This is a genomic window from Thermobifida halotolerans (assembly GCF_003574835.2).
GTDB lineage: Bacteria > Actinomycetota > Actinomycetes > Streptosporangiales > Streptosporangiaceae > Thermobifida > Thermobifida halotolerans.
The window spans coordinates 2,758,228-2,779,593 of record NZ_CP063196.1 but is presented as its reverse complement, the minus strand read 5'-3'; the positions used below and the strand labels follow the sequence as shown (position 1 = coordinate 2,779,593).

General features: G+C 72.6%; 18 protein-coding genes. 7 read left to right on the top strand and 11 right to left on the bottom strand.

All coding sequences use genetic code 11. The features are described from left to right. Positions 1-8: 8 nt before the first annotated feature. Positions 9-602, bottom strand: a complete 594-nt coding sequence (locus tag NI17_RS12415; RefSeq protein ID WP_147416883.1) for a hypothetical protein — start codon at positions 600-602, stop codon at positions 9-11. A 166-nt stretch (positions 603-768) separates the two neighbouring features. Here NI17_RS12415 and NI17_RS12410 point away from each other — a divergent pair, with 166 nt between their 5' ends. Continuing rightward, positions 769-1,164: a hypothetical protein gene (locus tag NI17_RS12410; RefSeq protein WP_068692775.1), complete on the top strand. Its 396-nt coding sequence runs from the start codon at positions 769-771 to the stop codon at positions 1,162-1,164. A gap of 1,354 nt (positions 1,165-2,518) precedes the next feature. After that, positions 2,519-2,938 (top strand): SSI family serine proteinase inhibitor, encoded by a 420-nt coding sequence (locus NI17_RS12405; RefSeq protein WP_068692776.1) that lies wholly within the window; start codon positions 2,519-2,521, stop codon positions 2,936-2,938. Between the two features lie 91 nt (positions 2,939-3,029). On the opposite strand, the gene pgl is transcribed toward NI17_RS12405, so the two are convergent. The 6 genes from pgl to tkt all read right to left on the bottom strand — a co-directional run bounded on the left by pgl (position 3,030) and on the right by tkt (position 11,617). Next, positions 3,030-3,818, bottom strand: a complete 789-nt coding sequence (gene pgl, locus NI17_RS12400) for a 6-phosphogluconolactonase (protein WP_068692777.1) — start codon at positions 3,816-3,818, stop codon at positions 3,030-3,032. Then, positions 3,815-4,741, bottom strand: coding sequence for a glucose-6-phosphate dehydrogenase assembly protein OpcA (locus tag NI17_RS12395; RefSeq protein ID WP_068692778.1), 927 nt, complete (start codon positions 4,739-4,741; stop codon positions 3,815-3,817). Before NI17_RS12395 ends, pgl begins: the two co-directional genes overlap by 4 nt. Before the next feature lie 154 nt (positions 4,742-4,895). Beyond that, positions 4,896-6,425, bottom strand: a complete 1,530-nt coding sequence (gene zwf, locus NI17_RS12390; protein WP_068692779.1) for a glucose-6-phosphate dehydrogenase — start codon at positions 6,423-6,425, stop codon at positions 4,896-4,898. 105 nt (positions 6,426-6,530) lie between these two features. Next, entirely contained in the window at positions 6,531-8,165 is a 1,635-nt protein-coding gene (locus tag NI17_RS12385; protein ID WP_068692780.1) for a hypothetical protein, read from the bottom strand. A 155-nt stretch (positions 8,166-8,320) separates the two neighbouring features. After that, the gene (gene tal / locus NI17_RS12380) at positions 8,321-9,427 is read right to left on the bottom strand and encodes a transaldolase (protein WP_068692781.1); all 1,107 of its coding nucleotides are present in this window, start codon (positions 9,425-9,427) and stop codon (positions 8,321-8,323) included. Between the two features lie 66 nt (positions 9,428-9,493). Continuing rightward, complete coding sequence (gene tkt / locus NI17_RS12375) at positions 9,494-11,617, bottom strand: transketolase (protein ID WP_068692782.1); 2,124 nt, start codon at positions 11,615-11,617, stop codon at positions 9,494-9,496. A 586-nt stretch (positions 11,618-12,203) separates the two neighbouring features. Here tkt and NI17_RS12370 point away from each other — a divergent pair. Then, the gene (locus tag NI17_RS12370) at positions 12,204-13,187 is read left to right on the top strand and encodes a heme o synthase (protein WP_068692783.1); all 984 of its coding nucleotides are present in this window, start codon (positions 12,204-12,206) and stop codon (positions 13,185-13,187) included. A 387-nt stretch (positions 13,188-13,574) separates the two neighbouring features. Here the strand turns inward: NI17_RS12370 and NI17_RS12365 are convergent, their stop codons facing one another. After that, positions 13,575-13,979 carry a hypothetical protein gene (locus NI17_RS12365; RefSeq protein ID WP_068692784.1) on the bottom strand — a complete coding sequence of 135 codons (405 nt, stop codon included), beginning with the start codon at positions 13,977-13,979 and terminating at the stop codon, positions 13,575-13,577. A gap of 161 nt (positions 13,980-14,140) precedes the next feature. Here NI17_RS12365 and NI17_RS12360 point away from each other — a divergent pair, with 161 nt between their 5' ends. Further along, complete coding sequence (locus NI17_RS12360; RefSeq protein ID WP_068692785.1) at positions 14,141-14,779, top strand: class I SAM-dependent methyltransferase; 639 nt, start codon at positions 14,141-14,143, stop codon at positions 14,777-14,779. 33 nt (positions 14,780-14,812) lie between these two features. Here the strand turns inward: NI17_RS12360 and NI17_RS12355 are convergent, their stop codons facing one another. The 3 genes from NI17_RS12355 to NI17_RS12345 all read right to left on the bottom strand — a co-directional run bounded on the left by NI17_RS12355 (position 14,813) and on the right by NI17_RS12345 (position 18,773). After that, positions 14,813-15,688 (bottom strand): SAM-dependent methyltransferase, encoded by an 876-nt coding sequence (locus tag NI17_RS12355; protein ID WP_234402036.1) that lies wholly within the window; start codon positions 15,686-15,688, stop codon positions 14,813-14,815. A gap of 377 nt (positions 15,689-16,065) precedes the next feature. Continuing rightward, entirely contained in the window at positions 16,066-17,241 is a 1,176-nt protein-coding gene (locus tag NI17_RS12350; RefSeq protein WP_068692786.1) for an acyl-CoA dehydrogenase family protein, read from the bottom strand. Between the two features lie 5 nt (positions 17,242-17,246). Then, positions 17,247-18,773: a long-chain-fatty-acid--CoA ligase gene (locus NI17_RS12345; RefSeq protein ID WP_068692787.1), complete on the bottom strand. Its 1,527-nt coding sequence runs from the start codon at positions 18,771-18,773 to the stop codon at positions 17,247-17,249. Between the two features lie 223 nt (positions 18,774-18,996). On the opposite strand from NI17_RS12345, the gene NI17_RS12340 reads away from it, so the two are divergent. The 3 genes from NI17_RS12340 to NI17_RS12330 all read left to right on the top strand — a co-directional run bounded on the left by NI17_RS12340 (position 18,997) and on the right by NI17_RS12330 (position 21,246). After that, positions 18,997-19,647: a TetR/AcrR family transcriptional regulator gene (locus NI17_RS12340; protein ID WP_068692788.1), complete on the top strand. Its 651-nt coding sequence runs from the start codon at positions 18,997-18,999 to the stop codon at positions 19,645-19,647. Positions 19,648-19,757: 110 nt separating this feature from the next. Beyond that, positions 19,758-19,991, top strand: a complete 234-nt coding sequence (locus tag NI17_RS12335) for a hypothetical protein (RefSeq protein WP_068692789.1) — start codon at positions 19,758-19,760, stop codon at positions 19,989-19,991. 19 nt (positions 19,992-20,010) lie between these two features. Beyond that, on the top strand, positions 20,011-21,246 hold the full coding sequence (locus tag NI17_RS12330) for an amidase (protein WP_084012737.1): 1,236 nt from the start codon (positions 20,011-20,013) through the stop codon (positions 21,244-21,246). The last annotated feature ends 120 nt before the right edge of the window (positions 21,247-21,366 follow it).

The window sequence follows — 21,366 nt, the reverse complement described above, 5'->3', positions numbered from 1 at the left end:
GGACCGGGTCACGGCTCCTCGGTGAGCCAGGGGGGTTCGGCGACGAATCCCGGGGCGCTGCCGCGGCGCTCCCTCAGCAGCAGGTTCAACTCCTGGCCGTCGGGGTGCCGGCGGCACAGTTCGGTCAGGTACACAGAGATCAGGCGCTCGTGGTAGGCGATGATCCGCCTGCCCTCCGCCCGGGCCTCCGCGATGTGGGATACGCGCTCCTTGCGCAGCGGGGGCAGCCGACGGGCGGTGTGGACGACCTCCCGTTGCAACCGGATGCGGGCCGGGTCCTCCTCCTGCGGGACAGGCAGCAGCACCGTCCGTTCGTTCCGGGCGTCGATCTCCATGCGGGCCAACGCGATCCGGGTCTCCAGGACCTCGATCTCCCTGTCGATGGGGCGCAGCACGGTGAGCAGACGCAGGTACTCCCGCTCCAGGCCCTGGTGGGCCGCGAAGACCTGCTCGTCGACGGTGGAGATTCCCAGGGAGACGGACCGGTTCGGTGCCACGAGCGCGGGGAGCACCACACGGGCGTCGGCACGGGCCTGACGCCGCAGCCTCCGTCGCTGAGCGAACGGGATACGGGGTTCCGACGCCCGGTTCCTGGCGCGCATCTGCTCTCCCTCGCGTTGCGGCTGTGATGCCCGTGTCTCTCGGACAGTCCGGCCCGCGGGTTCTCGGGCATTGCGGACCGGCTTCTGCCGGGCCGTCCGAGAGGCACCGGGTGTCCTCCGCGTTCCGCGGATTCCCGACACGTGCCCATGGCGAGGAAGAGCCCGGATGCCGCTGCTGAACCTGACCCCGCACGAGGTGACGGTCTTCGCCGACGGCACCCGGGTGGTCAGGCGCTATCCGGCCGCGGCGCGGCCGGTACGGGTGCCGGTGACCAGGGTGTGCGTCGGTCTGGTCGACGGGGTGCCCCTGGTCCGCCAGTACTACGGGCGCGCCGCGCTGCCCGAGGTGTGCCCGGGGACCTGGTACATCGTCTCCGCGCTGGTCGCCGCGGCCCACCCGGAGCGCCGCGACCTGCTGGTGCCCACCGACCTGGTGCGCGCCGCCGACGGGACGGTCATCGGCTGCCGCGCGCTGGACTGCCACCCCGGCGGGGAGGGGGTGCGCCGAACGGTCCACGACGACGGGGACGCGGACGGGACAACGGAGCCGTGGCCGGGATAAATCAGAAAAAAAGAAAAGAGGACTTTCCCTTGCCGTGTTGGCCATGTTACTCTCTGTTTGCAATCGGCGCTGGAAAACGCTACTTCAACCACGGTGCGTGTTGTCCGGTGCCGGTGCGCCCGGTGCCGCGGAATGGTTTCTGTCCCCCCGCATCCCTCTCCGGTCCCCGTTTCCGGAGGCATCCGTCCCGGCGTCGCGGACAAGCCTGATACCGCACCCCCCCGCCGACCCGAGCACTCTTCGCGACCGCGCCGCCGTCGCCCTCGACCACCGCCGGGATGGGAGGAGAAAAGGGGCGGACGGCCGGCGGCCGTCCGCCCCTTTGCCCCGGTGCCGGGAAGCCGAGGAGGAGTGGCTGGCCCCGGTCGAGGGGCCGTGTGGCCTCAGCCCCGGGGGAGCGGGTGAAGGGGCCTCCGCCCCGGGGGGCTACAGCCAGACCAGGAGGCCGCACGCGATCGGCGAACACGGCGGGGGCGCTCCGGTTCGGGGCTGCGGACGGTCTCGTCGGGAGAACCGGAGTGCGGCACACTGGAGGAGTCGGGAAGGGAGTCGTCCACAGGAGTCCTTCCTCGATGCGCGGCCCGGGCGGGTGGTTGGTAGCTGTTGCGCCCGGGCCGTTCTGTGTCGTGGTGGTGATCCACAGCGGAACGGCGGCGGCTTCCGGTAGCGAACCGCTCACTTCCTGCTGGGCCCGCACATACTTTTGCCGTTCACAAGCTTGTCTGGAAGCAGAAGTTGTCCGACTGACCGGCAGAAGGAAGTGACCGATGAGGGCTCGCAAGGCGGCGACTCCGATACACCCGCGAGGAGTGGCGGGCCTTCACCCGGGGCGTCCGCGCGGGCGGGTTCGACTTCGACCGGGCCCGCCCAGGAACACCGTTGGCCGTGCTCTCGCCGAGGTTTGGGTGTTCGGTTCTGCGGTGGGCGCCGATTCTCTCGGAGAACCGGGGGAGGGCGGGGCATTCCGCACCAGCCGTCCGGGGCGGGCGACCACCGGCAGCCCGTGGGGTTGCGTCGCGGGGGTCGGGGTGGAATGCCCGGGGCCGACTCGCGGCCTCCGTGCCACCGGCGCCTCACGAGAACCCCACCAGCAAAGTCCAGCCGGGATCACCGCGGGGATGCACAGGGCACCTGGGGACGCGAGTCGGCGGTATCGGGCGGTCCGCTTCGGCCGGGAGGCCCGGCAGCCCTGAGGGGGCGCGGGGTTGCCGGGGGATCGGCGGGGACCGGTGTCCGTCCCTCCGGTTACAGTAGGCGTGTCGTGGGCCGACTCCGGGGCGTGACAAGCGCTCCCGGAGCGGCAGGAGCACCCGCGTCGCGCTGTCCCCCCGTCCCAGCAGTGGAAAGGTTCCCCATGCGTGTTCCGGCACTGCGCCGAGCGGCGGCCTCCCTGGCCGTCGCCGCCTGCGTGCTCCCCCTCGCCGCGGCCCCGGCGGCCGCCGACTCCCAGCCCGAAGGCAGCGGCCCCGACGCCTTCCTCGCCCTCATCATCCAGCCGCTGGAAGGCTCCGGCGGCGACCACCGGTTCCTCACCCTGGAGTGCGGTCCCGACGGCGGCACCCACCCCTACCCGGAGTTCGCCTGCGACGCCCTGCGCGAGGTCGACGGCGACTTCGAGGCCCTGCCGCCCCTCTACGACCCCTGCCCTCCGGTGATCTGGCCGACGCGGGGCACGGCGGTCGGCCACTGGAACGGCCGGGGCGTCTACCACTCGGTGGTCGCCGGTGACGCCTGCAGTCTCAGCAACTCCACCGGCGGGGTGTTCCCCGGATGACCGAAGCGACCGGCGGTCGCTGATCCCGGTGCCGCGGTCGCCTCGCACGCGCGAACGCGACCGCGGCACCGGGACGGTGGTCGAACGGGGCTCAGACCGTCCCCGGAACGTAGAAGCCCGGCGGCAGGGCGCTCGCCGCCGCGCAGTCCAGAAGGAACAGGGTACGGTTGCGGCCGCGCGCCCCCGCCGCCGGAACCTGCACCGGTCCGGCCTTGTCCAGGGCCATGCGGACCGCGTCGGCCTTGGACTCGCCCGACGCCAGCAGCCACACCTCGCGGGCGGCGCGGATCGCGGGCAGCGTCAGCGAGATCCGCACCGGCGGCGGCTTGGGCGAGCCGTGCACCGCCACCACGGTCCGCTCGGTCTCGTACATCGCGGGCCGCTCCGGAAACAGCGAGGCCACATGCGCGTCCGGGCCCACGCCCAGCAGGCACACGTCGAACACCGGCACCGCGTCGCCGTACTCGGCCGCCTCCCGCAGCGCGTCGGCGTAGCGGCGCGCCCCCGCCTCCGGGTCGTCGCCGTCCACCCCGTCGGAGGCGGCCATCGGACGCACCCGCTCGGCGGGGACCGGCACGTGGTCCAGCAGGGCGCGGCGCGCCTGCGTCTCGTTGCGTTCGGGGTCGCCGGACGGCAGGAACCGCTCGTCGCCCCACCACACGTCCACGCGCGACCAGTCGACGGCGTCGCGTGCGGGGGCCTGAGCCAGCCGCTCCAGCACCGCGATACCGATGCCGCCGCCGGTCAGCACGACCGACGCGGTGCCGCGCAGCGCCTGGGCGTCCACCAGGCGGGTGACGATGCGCGCCGCCGTGGCCTTGGCCAGCAGGTCGGCGTCGGGCTGCACGACCACGGTGGGCGGGTTGACGATCCGGCTCACGCCGACACCTCCGTTCCGCTCAGCCGCTCCACCATGAACTTGGCGGTGAGCTCGTACATCTCGTCGGAGTCCAGGCGGCGCAGTTCCTCGGCGAGGTACTCGGCGACCCGGCGCCGCGACAGCGCCACCGTCTGGAGGGGCCGTCCCGGCCGGTGCAGGGTGGCCACCCGGCCGTCCTTGCGGCTGATGGTGATGGGGCCGTCCTCGGTGACCAGGACCGCTTCGGTGATGCCCGGGCCGGTGGAGACGTGGCGCCGCGCCGGAACGTCCAGCCGCTGCGCCAACCACGCGGCCAGCAGGTCGGCGCTGGGGTGGTGCGCCTCGGCGGAGACCTCGGCGCCGGTCACCCACCCGCACGCCTGGTCCATGGTGGAGGCCAGCAGGGAGCGCCACGGCGTGGTGCGGGTCCAGGCCAGGTCGGTGTCGCCGGGGTGGTAGTGGCGGACGCGCTCCAGCAGGTCGGCGACCGGGTCGGCGGCGCGGTGCGCGTCGGTGATCCGCCGGTTCGCCAGGCGGCCCACCGGGTCGGCCACCGGGTTGGTGGGGCCGATGCCCGGCCACCACGCCACCACCGGGGTGTCGGGCACCAGCAGCGGCGTGATCACCGAGTCGGCGTGCTCGGCGAGCGGCCCGTACAGCCGCAGCAGCAGGGTTTCGCCCGGTCCCGACGTGCCGGGGCGGCGGATCTCGGCGTCGATCGCCGGTTCGGTGTCGGGGTCGCGCAGGATCAGCGCGATCACCCGGCTGGGATGCTCCCGCCCGGCCTCGGTGGCCGCCTGCACCGCGTCGTAGTGGTCGGTCTCGTCGGTGACGACGATGAGGGTGAGGACGAGGTTCATCGCGCCGCCGCCGACACGGTGCCGCTCTGCGGCCAGCGCCTCGGTGATCTGCGCGGTCGTGGTTCGCGGAAGATACAGCGTCAACGGTCCTCCCCGGAACGGGCCGCCGGAGGGCTGTCCACAGGCGCGCGGTCGGCCTGGCGGAGTGGGCCCCGACGGTGGTTGGCTGGTGAGTGGGGGACCGTGCTCCCCCTACCCCGGGCAGCGCCCGGGTTGAGCGGTGTGTGCGCGTCCCGCTTCACGGCCTGCGCCACTGGCGGCCGTCACGGGCCAGCAGTTCGTGGCCGGAGCGGGGCCCCCACGTACCCGACTCGTACGGTTCGGGGCGGCCGTTCTTGGCCCAGAACTCCTCGATCGGGTCGAGGATCCGCCACGACAGCTCCACCTCCTCCTGGCGGGGAAACAGCGGTGGGTCGCCGATGAGCACGTCCAGGATCAGCCGCTCGTAGGCCTCGGGGCTGGCCTCGGTGAAGGACTCGCCGTAGCTGAAGTCCATGCTCACGTCGCGCACCTCCATGCTGGGGCCCGGCACCTTGGAGCCGAACCGCAGCGTCACCCCCTCGTCCGGCTGGACCCGGATGACCAGCGAGTTCGCGCCCTGCTCCTCGGTGTCGACGTGGTCGAACACCTGGTTGGCGGTGCGTTGGAAGACCAGCGCGACCTCGGTGACCCGCCGCCCCAGCCGCTTGCCGGTGCGCAGGTAGAACGGTACGCCCGCCCAGCGCCGCGTGTTCACGCCCAGCTTCACCGCCGCGTAGGTCTCGGTGGCGGAGTCGGGGGAGATGCCCTCCTCCTCCAGGTAGCCCACCACCTTCGCGCCGCCCTGCCACCCGGCGGCGTACTGGCCGCGCGCGGTGCCGGTGGCCAGGTCCTCGGGCAGCCGCACCGCCGACAGCGCCTTGACCTTCTCGGCGCGGATCGCGTCGGCGGTGAACGACAGCGGCTCCTCCATCGCCACCAGCGCCAGCAGTTGCAGCAGGTGGTTCTGGATGACGTCGCGGGCCGCGCCGATGCCGTCGTAGTATCCGGCGCGCCCGCCCACGCCGATGTCCTCGGCCATGGTGATCTGCACGTGGTCGATGTAGGAGCGGTTCCAGATCGGCTCGAACAGGGTGTTGGCGAACCGCAGCGCCATCAGGTTCTGGACGGTCTCCTTGCCCAGGTAGTGGTCGATGCGGAACACCGCGTGCGGCGGGAACACGTCGTCGACGAGCGCGTTCAGTTCCTGGGCGCTGGCCAGGTCGTGGCCGAAGGGTTTTTCGATGACGACGCGCCGCCACGAGCCGTCCGAGTCCTCGGCCAGCCCGCACCGCTTCAGCTGGGTGAGCACCGTCGGGAACAGCTTCGGCGGCAGCGACAGGTAGAACGCGTAGTTGCCGCCGGTGCCGCGGCTGGCGTCCAGTTCGCGCACGGTCCGCGTCAGCGTGTCGAACGCGGCGTCGTCGTGCAGCTCGCCGGGGACGAACCGCATGCCCTCGCTGAGCTGGCGCCACACGTCCTCACGGAACGGGGTGCGCGCGTGCGCGCGCACCGCGTCGTGCGCGACCTGCGCGAAGTCCTGGTCGGCCCACTCGCGGCGGGCGAAGCCCACCAGGCCGAACCCGGGCGGCAGCAGTCCCCGGTTGGCCAGGTCGTAGATGGCGGGCAGCAGCTTCTTGCGGGACAGGTCGCCGGTGACCCCGAACAGCACCAGCACGCTCGGCCCCGCGATGCGCGGTAGCCGCCGGTCCAGCGCGCTGCGCAGCGGGTTGGGCACCGCTCCCGGCATCACCGGTTCTTTCACGTCGCATCCCTCTCAGGTCGAGTCGCGGTCGCGGCCGGTCCGGCGGGGTGCCGCGGCCGCCACGGACGGCGGCCGCGGCGGTCCGGGCGGCTAGGGCTGGATCGCACCCAGCGCCCGGTTCAGCTCTTCCAGGCCCGCCGCCCGGTCGCGCAGGTGCAGGCGGACCGTGGGACGGGAGCGCTCGGCCAGCGCGTTGAAGTCGCCCAGCGCCTGCGCCAACTGCAGCCGCGAGAACGAGTACGGCTTGCCCGGAACGGGAAGATCCGCATCGACCTCACCGGTGATCTGCAGGAACACCCCGTTGGCCGGGCCGCCCTTGTGGTACTGGCCGGTGGAGTGCAGGAAACGCGGCCCCCACCCGAACGTCACCGGGCGCGGCGTCAGCGCGGCCAGCCCGGAACGCAGCGAGGCGGCCCGCCCGTCGCCCTCGGCGTCGCGGTCGAGGTAGGCCATCACCGCCAGGTAGCCGTCCTCGGGCACCGAACGCAGCAGGGTCTGCAGCGCCGAGGCGAGGTCCTTGACGTCGGCCAGTCCGGCGGCGTCGGAGGCGTGCACCTCGACCGCTCCGTCGGTCAGCAGCGGCGCGCCGGTGGGCAGCGTGCCGTTGTTCGACAGTTCCAGCAGCGCCTTGGTGTTGTCCTTGGACTCCTGCACGTTGGGCTGGTCGAACGGGTTGATGTCGAGCAGGCAGCCCGCCACCGCGGTGGCGTACTCCCAGGCCAGGAACTGGCCGCCGAGCGGACCCGTCACCACCGTGTCGACGGTGTCGGGCGCGTCGGGGGCGGTCTCGCCGTAGACCACCAGGTGGGTGTCGGGCTCGGGGGCGAAGCCGGGGGCGGAGACGCCCTCGACGACCACCGGCAGCAGGCCCACGCCGTCCTTGCCGGTGGACTCGGCCACCAGTTGCTCGATCCAGTCGCCCATCCCCACCGGGGTGTCCCCGGCCAGCACCACCTTGTCGTGCCCGCCGAAGCCGCCCAGGGCCGCGCCCAGCACCAGCGCGGGGTTGGCCTCGTCGGCCAGTGTCGCCGCGACCGCGGCGGCCTCGTCCAACAGCGCCTCGACGTCCACCCCGGCCAGTGCGCTGGGCACCAGGCCGAACGCGCTGAGCGCGCTGTAGCGGCCGCCGACGTTCGGGTCGGCCAGCACGGTCGGGTAGCCGCGCTCGGCGGCCAGCTCGGCCAGCGGCGAGCCCGGGTCGGTGACCACGACGATCCGTTCGGCCGGGTCGATGCCCGCGTCGGTGAACGCCTGCTCGAAGGCGCGGCGGTGGCTGTCGGTCTCGACGGTTCCGCCGCTCTTGGAGGCGACCACCACGACCGTGCGCTCCAGGTCGGTCTCGACGGCGCGGCGCACCTGGTGGGCGTCGGTGGTGTCCAGGGTGACCAGCCGCGCGCCACGGCTCGCGGCGATCACCTCGGGGGCCAGCGAGGAGCCGCCCATACCCGCCAGCACCACCCGGTCCAGTCCGGCCTCGCGCTTGGCCCGGGCGATCTCGGCGATCTGCGGCAGCAGCGCGCGGGAACTCTCGGGCAGGTCCACCCAGCCCAGCCGGATCGACGCCTCGGGTTCGGCCGCGGGACCCCACAGGGAGGCGTCCTTGGCGGCCAGCCGGGAGGCCACCCGGTCGTCCCGCAACTTCTGCAGCGCGTCCTCGGTCGCGCTCCGCACCGCGCCGCGCAGGGTGATGGTGAGGCCCCCGGCCTGTACCTGGTCACTGCTCAAGGCGATTGGTCCTTCCTCGTCTCACACACGGTCACTGCAATTGTCCCTTCCCCGCAGTACCGAACGGAATTCGGAAGGAGGGGGCCGGCGGGGCCTCCGCCATTCTTTCCCGCAAACCGGCTGGGTGGCGACGAAACGGACGAGTGAGGGAATTCTCAGGCGTTGGCGTCGAGTTCCCGGGCGACGCGGTCCAGCAGCTCCTCCCAGGACCTGGCGAACTTGTCGACGCCCTCGACCTCCAGTTTCTCCACCACGTCGGCCATGTTCACACCGACCGCCTCCAGTGCGTCGAGGTGGGCGCGCGCCGCCTCGTAGCCGCCGCGCACCGTGTCACCGGTGACCCGCGCGTGGTCGGCCACCGCCGACAGCGTGGCCTCGGGCATCGTGTTGACCGTGTGCGGCGCCACCAGTTCGGTCACGTACAGGGTGTCGGGCAGCTCCGGGTCCTTGACACCGGTGGACGCCCACAGCGGACGCTGGACGCGTGCCCCCGCGGCCTCCAGCGCGGCCCACCGCTCACCGGAGAACACCTCCTCGTGGGCGGCGTAGGCCAGGCGCGCGTTGGCCAGCGCGGTCCGGCCGCGCAGCGCCACCGACTCCTCGGTGCCGATCTTGGCCAGCCGCGCGTCCACCTCGGTGTCGACCCGGCTGACGAAGAACGACGCCACCGAGTGGATCGTCGACAGGTCGCGGCCGGCCTCCCGCGCCCGCTCCAGTCCGGTCAGGAACGCCTCCATCACCGCCCGGTAGCGCTCCAGCGAGAAGATCAGGGTCACGTTGACGCTGATGCCCTCGGCCAGCGCCGCGGTGATGGCGGGCAGCCCCTCGACCGTCGCGGGGATCTTGATCATCAGGTTGGGCCGGTCCACCAGCCACCACAGGGCCCGCGCCTCGGCGACGGTCCGCTCGGTGTCGTGCGCCAGGCGGGGGTCGACCTCCAGCGACACGCGGCCGTCCACGCCGCCGCTGGCCTCGTGGACGGGGCGCAGCACGTCCGCGCCCCAGCGGATGTCGTAGGCGGTGATGGCGCGCACCGCCTCCTCCACCGACACCCCGCGCAGCGCCAGGTCGTGCAGTTGGTCGTCGTAGGCGTCGCCCTCGGCCAGGGCCTTGGCGAAGATCGTCGGGTTGGAGGTGACGCCCACGACGTTGCGTTCGACGATCAGCTCCGCGAGATTGCCGCTGCGCAGCCGTTGCCGGCTGATGTCGTCCAGCCAGACGGACACGCCTGCGTCGGAGAGTTGCTGAAGAGGGCTGCCCATCGCTTCTCGACACTCCTCGAAGAGAAGAGGGGAGGGCCGCACTCCGCGGCGACCCTCCCCGAACCGTCAGTTGCCTGTTGTCGTTCCCCGGTCGCCGCCGAGCCGCGCGGCGCTGGCGTGCACCGCCGCCACCACCCGGTCCGCGGTGATCCCGAACTGCTCGTACAGGGTCGCGTAGGGCGCCGACGCGCCGAAGTGCTCCAGACTCACCGACTCACCGGCCTCGCCGATCAGCTCGCGCCAGCCCAGGGCGATTCCCGCCTCCACCGACACGCGCACCCGCACCGACGGCGGCAGCACCTGCTGGCGGTAGGCGTCGTCCTGTTCGTTGAACCACTCCAGGCACGGCATCGACACCACACGGGTGGGCGTACCCGCCTCCTCCAGCCGGGAACGCGCCTCCAGTGCGATCTGCACCTCACTTCCGGTGGCGACGATGATCGCCTGCGGACGGCCGTCGCTCGCCTCGGCCAGCACGTAGCCGCCGCGGGCGGTCAGCTCCGCCGGCGCCAGCTCGGAGCGGTCCAGCACCGGCACCGCCTGCCGGGTCAGTGCCAGCGCCGTCGGGCCGTCGCCGCGCTCCAGCACCGTGCGCCAGGCCACCGCCGTCTCGTTGGCGTCGGCGGGGCGCACCACCGCCAGGCCGGGAATGGCGCGCAGCGACCACAGGTGCTCCACCGGCTGGTGGGTGGGGCCGTCCTCGCCCAGGCCGATGGAGTCGTGCGTCCACACGTAGGTCACCGGCAGCTTCATCAGCGCGGCCAGCCGCACCGACGGGCGCATGTAGTCGCTGAACACCAGGAACGTGCCCCCGTAGGGGCGGGTGGGGCCGTGCAGCGCGATCCCGTTGAGGATCGCGCCCATGCCGTGCTCGCGCACGCCGAAGTGCAGTACCCGGCCGTAGCGGTGGCCCGAGAACGCCTTGGTGGAGTACTCCTCGGGGACGAACGACGGCTCGCCCTTGGGCGTGGTGTTGTTGGAGCCCGCCAGGTCGGCCGAACCGCCCCACAGCTCCGGCAGCACCGGCGCGACCGCGCTGAGCACGCTGCCCGACGCGCTGCGGGTGGCCACCCCCTTGGCGCTGGGTTCGAAGGTCGGGACGGCCTTCTCCCAGCCCTCGGGCAGGGTGCCCGCGGACAGGCGGTCGAACAGCTCGGCGCGCTCCCCGGCGCCCGAGCGCCACGCGGCCAGGGCGGCGTCCCACTCCCGGCGGGCGGCACGGCCCCGCGCCACCGCGCCGCGGGCGTGCTCCAGCAACTCGTCGGGCACGTCGAAGCGCGCGTCGGGGTTGAGGCCCAGCTCCCGCTTGGTGGCGGCGACCTCCTCGGCGCCCAGCGCGGCGCCGTGGATCTTGCCGGTGTTCTGCTTGTTGGGCGAGGGCCAGCCGATGATGGTGCGCAGCCGGATGAACGAGGGACGCTCCGTCTCGGCCTGCGCCGCGAGGATCGCCGCGTACAGCGCCTCGACGTCCTCGTGGTAGGTGCCGCCGTCGCCGACCCAGTCGACCTCCTGGACGTGCCAGCCGTAGGCCTCGTACCGGGCGGCGACGTCCTCGGTGAACGCGATCTGGGTGTCGTCCTCGATGGAGATCCGGTTGTCGTCCCAGATCATGATGAGGTTGCCGAGTTTCTGGGTGCCCGCCAGCGCGCTCGCCTCGTGGCTGACGCCCTCTTGGACGTCGCCGTCGGAGCACAGGGCGTAGACGTAGTGGTCGAAGGGGCTCTCCCCGGGGGCGGCGTCGGGGTCGAACAGACCCCGCTCGCGGCGCGCGGCCATGGCCATGCCGACCGCGTTGCCGACGCCCTGGCCCAGGGGGCCGGTCGTGGTCTCCACCCCGGCGGTGTGCCCGTGCTCGGGGTGGCCGGGGGTGCGGCTGCCCCACTGGCGCAGCCGCTTGATGTCGTCCAGGCCCAGGCCGTAGCCGGCCAGGTAGAGCTGGATGTAGAGGGTCAGGCTGGAGTGGCCGCACGACAGGACGAAGCGGTCCCGGCCGACCCACGTCGGCTCACTGGGATCGTGCCGCATCACCTTCTGGAACAGCAGGTAGGCGGCGGGAGCCAGGCTCATCGCGGTCCCGGGGTGGCCGGAGCCCGCCTCCTCGACCGCATCCATGGCCAAAGCGCGCACCACGTCGACGGTGCGTCGGTCCGGCTCCGACCAGTCCAAGGTCTTCGGGGTGCCGATGTTCACGCGGGCTTCAGGGCTCCTTTCGCGCATCCAGGCCAGTTCGCGGGATGCTGGCCGGAAGGATATGGGTGGGTGCACCGTGACGCCGCGCCGAGGAGTGCGGAGCGACGTGCCACACGCGGGGTCGCCGTGCGTGACGAGGTGCATACGCCCGAGGGCTAGTGACTACCCAGACCCTACCGTTGAAACCCGCACGCGGAATCGTTGCCCTATCCTTGACCGCTCCTCCCTCCGGAGGCCGGGGGACCGCCGGGCGGCGCGGCCCGCGACCTCGCCCGGGACGGGCCGCACGTGGCGAAGCGGCCCCGGTGAGAGGCCGCTTCGCGCTAGCACTACACTCTGTCGTTGACGGTATCGCGCGCCCGTGCCGGGCGCGCGAGGGGCCGCCGGAGCGCCGCACCGCGCCGCGTATCCGTGGTGATCGGCCGTGAAAACGATGATGCCCTGACTCCCAGTTCTTTCGAGGTTTGAGCGTGTCTGTGTCCGTAGAGCGGGTGAGGGCCGCCGTGCGTTCCGCGCCGCACGGTCGGCGACCCCAGCAGCAGCCGAGAACGGCGACTTGGCGCGTGGCCCCGGTACGGCGGCGGCCATGACCCTTCTCGGCCGTCCCTCCGCCTCCGAGGCCCGCTCCGAGCCGGGGGCCGACCCGTCCACCGGAGCCGCGTCCCGCCCCTCCTCCCTCGCCGCCTACGTCCGCGCCTACGTCGCGCTGTCCAAGCCCCGGGTCATCGAACTGCTGCTGATCACCACCATCCCGGTGATGTTCGTGGCCGCCCAGGGGGTGCCGCCGCTGGGCACCGCCCTGGCCACGCTGGTGTTCGGCACCATGTCGGCGGCCAGCGCCAACGCCATCAACTGCTACATCGACCGCGACATCGACCGCGCGATGCGGCGCACCCGCAGGCGGCCCACCGCCATGCAGCAGGTCACCCCGCGCGGCACGATGGTCTACGGGCTGACCCTGGCGGTGCTGTCCACGGTCGGTTTCGCGGTGTTCGTGAACTGGCTGGCGGCGGGGCTGTCGCTGTTCGCGATCGCGTTCTACATCTTCGTCTACACCCTGCTGCTCAAGCGCCGCACCGCGCAGAACGTCGTGTGGGGCGGCATCGCGGGCTGCATGCCGGTGCTCATCGGCTGGGCGGCGATCACCGCACGCCTCGACTGGGCGCCGTTCATCCTGTTCCTGGTGGTGTTCTTCTGGACCCCGCCGCACACGTGGGCGCTGGCGATGCGCTACCGCGAGGACTACGCCGCCGCGAACGTCCCCATGCTGCCGGTGGTGGCCGGGGACCGCCGGGTGCTGCTGGAGTGCGTGCTGTACTCCTGGGCGACCGTGGTGGTCTCGCTGCTGCTGTGGCCCGTCGCCGACACCACCCCGCTCTACCCGGTGGTCGCCGGGGCGCTGGGGGCGGTCCTGCTGGTCCAGGCGCACCGCCTCTACCACCAGGTCCGTGCCGGGGTGACGGGGCCCAGGCTCAGGACGATGGGGTTCTTCCACCTGTCCAACGCCTACCTGGCGCTGCTGTTCGTCGCGGTGACGGTCGACCCCCTGCTGGCCAACGTCGTCGGCTGAGGCCGTCCCGCCGGTCCGCGACGGGAGGCTCCCCCGGGGGGCCTCCCGTCTCTCGTCCGCGGACCCGGCGGTCGGCGCCCCCGTCCGGGGCGGACGCGTGGTCGGGTGGCGGGGATCCCGAGCCCCCGCCAAAGCGCCGAGGCACTTCCTCGGCCACCACCTCACCACTCCCGGAACCGACGCGGCCGCCCAGGGCCGGACCGCCTCGGACTTCTGCGCGGCGCGACCGGCCCCGGCTGATCGGCTCCCCCGGCGCGCTCGCCTGGTACGCGGTCCTGCCCACCACCGAGCCGGAGCGGCGCGAGGCGCTGCCGGACCTCCTGGCCGCCTGTCCACGGCGGTCTCCGCCGCCCCCGGGAGCGCCGTCGACCGGGGCGTCGCCGCGGGTCAGGAGCGGGCGGCGGGACGCCACACCAGCACCAGCACCCACGTCACCAGCGCGACCAGGACCAGCGCCAGGGGGACGTGCAGTTCCAGCAGCAGGTGGCTGCCCAGGTAGGCCTGGACGAGGCCGAGCGCGAACGCCGCGGCGCTCAGCACCGCCGGCAGCGGCGACCCCCCGCCGGGCCGCCACAGCAGCAGCGTGACGGCCAGTTGCGCCCCGGCTGCCGCGTGCAGCGCGACCGCGCCTGCCGAGTGCAGCGGCAGGGCGGTGAGGTTCTGCGCCACCAGTTGTCCGGCGGTGGCGAACTCGAAGACGAGCAGGGCGGCGTGGACGAGCGCGGTGGCCCGCGCCCCCCACAGCAGGGAGGGCGCCGGTCCGCTGGCGGACGGGGAGACGGGCTGGGGCATCGCGCGGAGGGCCTCTCGTGCGTGTGCGGGCGGAAACGCCGAAAACGGTGGAAAACGAGCGTACATTCCCCGCCTCGGGGAGGGAGGAGGGTCCTGCCGCGGAAGGAGGGAGCGCGGCCCTCCCGGACGGCGGGAGGCGGAACGGTGAGAGGGTGGGAGCCATGAGAGAGATCACCGCCTGGGAGGCCCGGGTGCGGGAGAACCCCGGCCACTCCCGCTGGTATGTGGAACGTTTCCGGACCATGGCCGCCCAGGGGCGGGACCTGGCCGGGGAGGCCCGCATGGTCGACGCGATGCTCGCGCGCGGATCGCGGGTCCTGGACGCGGGCTGCGGTCCGGGGCGCGTCGGCGGCGAACTGGCCGCGCGCGGGCACGACGTGGTGGGCGTGGACATCGACCCCTACCTGGTCGCCGCGGCGCGCGAGGACCATCCGGGGGGCGACTGGCGGGTGGGGGACCTGGCCGAACTCGACCTGACGGAGAGGGGGGAGGAGCCGTTCGACGCCGTGGTGTGCGCGGGCAACGTGATGACCTTCCTGGCGCCCGGCACCGAGGTCGAGGTACTGCGCAGGATGGGCGACCAGGTGACCGCGGACGGCCGGGTGGTCGTCGGCTTCGGTGCGGGACGCGGATACCCGTTCGACCGGTTCTTCGGCGACGTCGAGCGGGCCGGGCTCGTCACGGAGCTGACGCTGGCGACCTGGGACCTGCGGCCCTTCACCGCCGAGTCGGACTTCCTGGTGGCCGTGCTGCGCCGCCGCGCGGACGAGCCGCCGCGGCCGCCTGCTGCGACCTCGTGAGGGGGCGCGAAACCGCGCGGATCCGCGCGGGCGTCAGGGTTTGACGCCCACGCCCGCGTGCTCCCAGATCTTCTGGTCCGGGTCGGCGGGGCGGGGGGTCGGGGGAACGTTCCCGTTGCGCCAGCCCTCGCAGTCCACCAGCATCGGGGCGGCGGAGTCGTCGACGGCGGGGGAGACGAGCGCCAGACCGTCGAAGAGCCGCTCCACCTCCTCGGGACGGCGGATGTAGCCCCAGTCCATGCCCAGTTCGCGGATGTGGTCGCCGAGCCTCCGGGCGGCCGCCGCGTCGTCCGAGGCCAGATGGGACAGGATGAGCACCGATCCGGGCGCGAACCGGTCGAAGTAGCGGCGTACCAGTCCCCACGGGTCATCGGCGTCGGAGACGCAGTGCAGCAGGCTGACCAGCATGAGGCACACGGGCCGGTCGAAGTCGAGCAGTCGTGTGACCTCGGGGGAGGTCAGGACCTCGGTCACGTGGCGCGCGTCACCCACGGCGACCCCGGTGTGGGGGTTGTCCACGAGGAGCGCGCGGCTGTGGGTCAGGACGATCGGGTCGATGTCGACGTAGACCACCCGCGCCTCCGGGACGCGGCGCTGGGCGATCTGGTGGGTGTTCTCCATGGTCGGCAGCCCCGAGCCCAGGTCGAGGAACTGGTCGATCCCCAGGGCGCCCGCGACGTGGTCCACCGCACGGGTCAGGTACCTGCGGTTCTGCCGGATCAGCGTTTTTGATCCGGGATTGACCGATTCGATGATCTGGGCGGCTATGCGGTCGGCCTCGAAGTTGTCCTTGCCGCCCAGCAGTGCGTCGTAGGTGCGCGCGACCGTTGGGACGCTCAGATCGATATCGGGAATCGGTGGTCTTTCGTCCGGGTATGCGGGTCCGTGGAAGGGGGCGCTGTCTGCCACGGGATTCTTGTCCTCCAGATCGCCTCGACCACAGGGGGATTCCTCTGACCGCCACCGACTATACGGATCCGGAGGGAAAAAGGCCGGGAAACTCCATATCTAATGGATCACGGCTGGCCTTCGGGGGTGGGGAATGGAATCTACCGGGCAGTGATTCCGAGAATGGGGATCGGTATGTTAATTTTTCCGACCCGGATTCTTTGTTGTCCGTTGTTGGGGTTATGTTCCCGGTTTCGGGTCTGGGATTCCTGTTGTCCCGGTGGTCCGTGGAGCGGTGGGGGAACCGGCGCCCGCCGCCGACAGGACGGCGGCGGGGACGGGCCTCCCGACACGCGTCGGGGCCGACGCCCGCCCGGACGTCGGCCCCGACGCGTTCCTCACCCCAGCGTGGAACCCACCTTGACGTACCCCTTGAGCAGGTCGCGCGCGATGGTGCGGCGCTGGATCTCGTCGGTCCCCTCGTAGATGCGCAGCAGCCGCAGTTCGCGGTACCAGCGCTCGACGGGGAGCTCGCGGGTGTAGCCCATGCCCCCGTGGATCTGCAGCACCCGGTCGACGATCTCGTTGGCCTTCTGACCGCCGTACAGTTTGGCGATGGACTGGGCGTGCCGGGAGTCCCGGTCGTTGTCCACCTGCCAGGCGGCGTTGAGCACCAGCAGGCGCAGCGCCTCGATCTCCACCTGGGAGTCGGCGATCATCCACTGGATGGCCTGGCGGTCGGCGATCGGCCTGCCGAAGGTCTCGCGCGTGTTGGCGTAGTCGACGGCCATGCTCAGCAGCCGCTCGCAGGCGCCCAGGGCGCGCGCGGGGAGCAGGTAGCGGCCCCGGCCGATCCACTTCATCGCCAGCGCGAAGCCCTGGCCGACCTCGCCCAGCACGTTGGACTCGGGCACCCGCACGTCCTCGAAGACCAGCGAGGCCGGACCCCACTCGCCCATGGTGGGGATGGGCTCGGAGCGCCATCCCGCCTCGCGGTCCACCAGGAAGCAGGTGACCCCGCCGTCGGCCCCCCTCTCGGGGTCGGTGACGGCGAACACCATGGTGAAGTCGGCCTCGTTGCCTCCGGTGATGAAGGTCTTCTCGCCGTTGATCACCCAGTGGTCGCCGTCCTTGTGCGCCCGGGTGCGGATCGCCTTGGCGTCCGACCCCGCGCCCGGCTCGGTGATGGCGAAGCAGGACTTCCGTTCGCCCGCGATCGTGGGCAGCAGGTAGCGCCGCTTCTGCTCCTCGTTGGCGTAGTAGAGGATGTTGTCGGCGCTGCCGCCGAAGCTGAACGGGACGAACGTGCGCCCCAGTTCGGTCTCGACCAGCGCCGTGGTGATCGCGTCCAGCCCCATGCCGCCGTACTCGACGGGTGTCTGGATTCCCCAGAAGTCGGACTTCTTGGCGAGTTGCCGGAGGTCGTGCAGTTCCTGGGAGGTCAGACCGTGCCCCTCGCCGGTGCGCTCACGGCGCAACACCTCCTGTTCGAGCGGCATGAGCTCGCGCTCGACGAAGGTGCGCACCCAGTCGCGGACCTCCCGCTGTTCTTCGGTCAGTGCGAAGTCGACCATCTTTCCTAACTCTTTCCCCCGAAGCGCGCACGCAGTTCGCGCTTGAGTACCTTGAAGCTCGGGCCCAGTGGAAGCTCGGTCACGATCTCCACTCTGCGCGGGTACTTGTGCCTGCCCAGGCGTTCGCGAGCCCAGGACTGGAGCTCGGCGGGGTCGACGGCGCCCTTCTTCTCGGGCACCACCACCGCGCAGACCTCCTCACCCAGTTCGGCGTCGGGCAGTCCGACCACCGCCACCTGGGAAATCCCCGGGAACCGCAGCAGGACCTCCTCCACCTCGCGCGGGTAGACGTTGAAGCCGCCGCGGATGATGAGGTCCTTCTTGCGGTCCACGATGTGGATGAAGCCTTCGTCGTCGCGGAAGCCGATGTCGCCGGTGCGGAACCAGCCGTCGACGACCGCCTCCGCGGTGGCCTCCGGACGGTTGAGGTAGCCGGCGAAGACGTTGTGGCCGCGCACCACGATCTCGCCCTGTTCGCCCCTGGGCAGCAGTTCCACGCGCTCGTCGATGTCGGCGCGGGCGATCTCCACGTCCACGCCCCAGATGGGGTGGCCGACCGACCCGGTGCGGGCGCCGTACAGCGGCTGGTTGGTGCTGGCCGTCGGCGAGGTCTCCGACAGGCCGTAGCCCTCGTAGATGGTGGTGGAGAACGCCTCCTCGAACCGGCGCAGCACCACCTCCGGCAGGGACGCACCGCCGGAGACGCAGAACCGCAGGTCGGGGAGTTCGCTGTGGTTGGCCGCGGCCTCGGCCAGGCGGACGAACATCGTGGGCACGCCGTCGAAGATGGTGGCGCCGTGCTCGCGCATCATCCGGATCGCCTCGTCCGGGTCGAAGCGCTCCTGCAGGACCAGGGTGGCGCCGACCCGGAAGGTGGTGTTGAGGGCGACGGACTGGCCGAAGGTGTGGAACAGCGGCAGGGAGCCCATGACGACGTCGTCGCCGCTCATGGGGTGGACGTCGAACGCGTTGACGGTGGCGTTCATCACCAGGTTGAGGTGGGTCAGCAGGGCGCCCTTGGGCGTGCCCGTGGTGCCGCTGGTGTAGAAGATCACGGCGACGTCGTCGGGGGAGCGTGAGACGTGGGAGGGCAGCGGTTCCGCGGCGGCGGCGACCGACTCCAGGGCGTCGGGGCGGTGCGGCTCACCGGTCGTGCGCACCTGGACGTCGCCGTCGCCCACGGCGGCGCGGGCCAGTGCGGCGAACATGTCCTGCGCCAGGACCAGGCGCGCCCCGGTGTCGGAGAGCAGGAAGGCCGCCTCCTCGGCGCTGAGCATCGGCGGGACGGTCACCACGGTGCCGCCCACGGCGAGGATGCCGTAGTAGCAGCGCACGAAGTCGACGACGTTGCCCGCGAGCAGGGCGACACGGTCGCCGGGGACCACGCCCAGGGAGCGCAGCGCTCCGGCGTACCGCAGGGAGTCCTCCCACAGGGTCGCGTAGGACACGTGCGCGTCGTCGGTGATAATCGCGGTGCGGTCGGGGTGGCGGCGCGCGGCTTCGGCCAGGATCGTGGCGAGCGAGAGTTGCATGGGGCTCCTTCGGTACGGCTGGTCCTCTGGCGTGGCTGGAAGCAGCACAGGCCGGGCGGAATGGAGTCGCGCGTCACATTTAATCTAACAGTGTTCGGTTTGTGAAGTCCGGTCGGCCCACCACCTCGGGGCCGGTTCTGGCCGATACTTGAGGCGATCCGGGCGCGAGCGCACGCCCACGAGGGGCAGGCGCAGGAGAAGAGGGAAGAACGGGGGGTTCGCTGTGGCTCGACCCAGGACACCGCTGCTGAGTCGGACGCGCATCCAGGAGGCCGCACTGGCCCTGGTCGACCGCGACGGACTGGACGGGCTGTCCATGCGCAAGCTCGCCCAGGAGCTCAGCGTCCAGGCCCCGTCGCTGTACAGCCACTACCGCACCAAGGAGGAGCTGCTCAACGACGTCGTCGACCGCATCACCGCCGGCATAGACGTCTCCGGCTTCAAGGACGGCGACTGGAAACGCGGACTCACCGTGTGGGCGCGCTCCTACCGCGACGCCCTGGCCGCGCACCCCAACATGGTCGCCTTCATCGCCTCCGGCCCGGGGCGCCGCGACGAGGCGCTGCGCCGCGCCGACGCGGTCCACGGCGGGCTCGTCGCCGCGGGCTGGCCCGCCCGGCTGGCCACCATGATCGGCGCCTCGACCCGCTACCTGGTGGTCGGTGCCGCGATCAACTCCTTCGCCCGCGGCTTCGACGCCGACGCCCGCGTCTACCAGGACCGCTACCCCAACCTCTCCCAGGCGCACCGCCTGCCCGAACTCGCCGCCGAGATCGACGACGACAGCTTCGAACTCGCCCTGCACGCGTTCATCGCGGGACTGGAGGCGCTCCACCCCCGCCTGGAGGCCCCCGCCGGGGCCGTGTCCCGGTAGGCCCGACCGGCCCCGCGGCAATCGGGGAGCCACGATGACGGACCCGGGAGGCCCGGAGTTGCTCCGACGGCCGCACCCCCGAAGACCACCGCGTACTCGCCGAACGGGAGGTGGACCCGGCCGCCCTGCGCCGCCTGCTGCGCAGTCACCATCCGTTCGTCCGGCGGGCGCCGGCCGAGAACTCCGCCACACCGCCCGACGCCCTCGCCGCGCTGTGCGCCGCCGAGGACGCCCCCTGGAACCGCAACCTGCTGCTCCTCCCGGTCGCGCGGCGTCCCCGAGCGGACCTGCTCGCGTCGGGGGAGCGTCCCTACGCCGCCGTGCTCGCCGCCGAGGACGGGTGAGCCCCCGAAAGGAGCGACCATGCGACACCAGCACCGCCCGGCGGCCCGCCCCGCTGGACCGGAGTCCCCGCGCGACCGGCCCGATCCCGCCGACTACCCGGAGTGGGGTGCGCGCCGCGTTCGCGACCTGGTGACCGGCGGCGCGCTGCGCGCGACCGAGGTCGCCGAACTCGCCCTGGAGCGCATCCGCCGCGTCGACCCCGCGATCCGCGCGTTCGCCGAGGTGTGGGCGGAGGAGGCCGGGCATCGGGCGGCGCTGGTGGACCGCATGCTCGCCGAGGGCCACCCGCTCCCACTGGCCGGGGTCCCGATCGCGGTCAAGGGCACCGAACAGGACCGCTCCCACCAGGCGCGGCGGCTCCTGGCCGCCGGATGCGTGCCCGTCGGCGCCACCTCGGTGCCCGGCCCCGGAACCGAGTGGCAGACCTGGGGGACCACCGAACGCGGCCGCACCGTCAACCCGTGGTGCCCCGACCGCACCCCCGGCGGCTCGTCGGCCGGGTCCGGCGCGGCCGTGGCCGCGGGCATGGTGCCGCTGGCCACCGCCAGCGACGGCGCGGGCTCCACCCGCATCCCCGCCGCCTGGTGCGGCGCGGTCGGATACAAACCCACCACGGGACTGCTGCCCGCCCGCGACCGCGCCGGACTCACCGTCGGCGGACCGATAGCCCGGACCGTGGCCGACGTGGCGCTGTACCGGCAGGTCGTCCTCGGCGCGCCGCCTCCCCCCGACACCCTCCCGCCGGACCGTCCCCCGCGCGCCGTCTGGAGCACCGACCTCGGCTTCGCCGACGTCGACGCCGCCGTCGCGGCGGTCGCCCGCGCCGCCGCCCGCGACCTCGCCGACACCGGGGCCGTCGTCTGGACCGATGCCGTCGTGCGCCTGCGTGATCCGGCCGGGGCGTGGCTGGCCCGACGCGGCGCGGCCGCCTCCGGGGAATCCGAGGCAGCCGTCCGCCACAACAACGCCGCGCTGGATGAGCTGTTCGCGACCGCCGACCTGCTGCTCACTCCGACCACCCCCCATCCGCCGCACGGCCACGACGGCCCCGGACCGGTCATGAATACCGCGCTGACCTGGGCCTTCAACCTCAGCGGACACCCGGCGGTCACGGTTCCGGCGGGTTTGGACGCCGACGGCCGCCCGGTGGGACTGCAGATCGTGGCCGCCCACCACCGCGACGACCTCCTCGTCGCCGCGGCGCGGGCCCTGGAGGAGACACGCCCGTGGCCCCGCTGGAGCGGATCCCGCTGAGAACGGCGGACGGGCGGAGACGACCGCAGGTCGGAAGACGCGCGCGGGCGGGCGGGCAGGCGGTGGTCGACGCTCCACCGCCTGCGGAGCCGCGGCGGTCAGACGCTACGCTCGAATGCC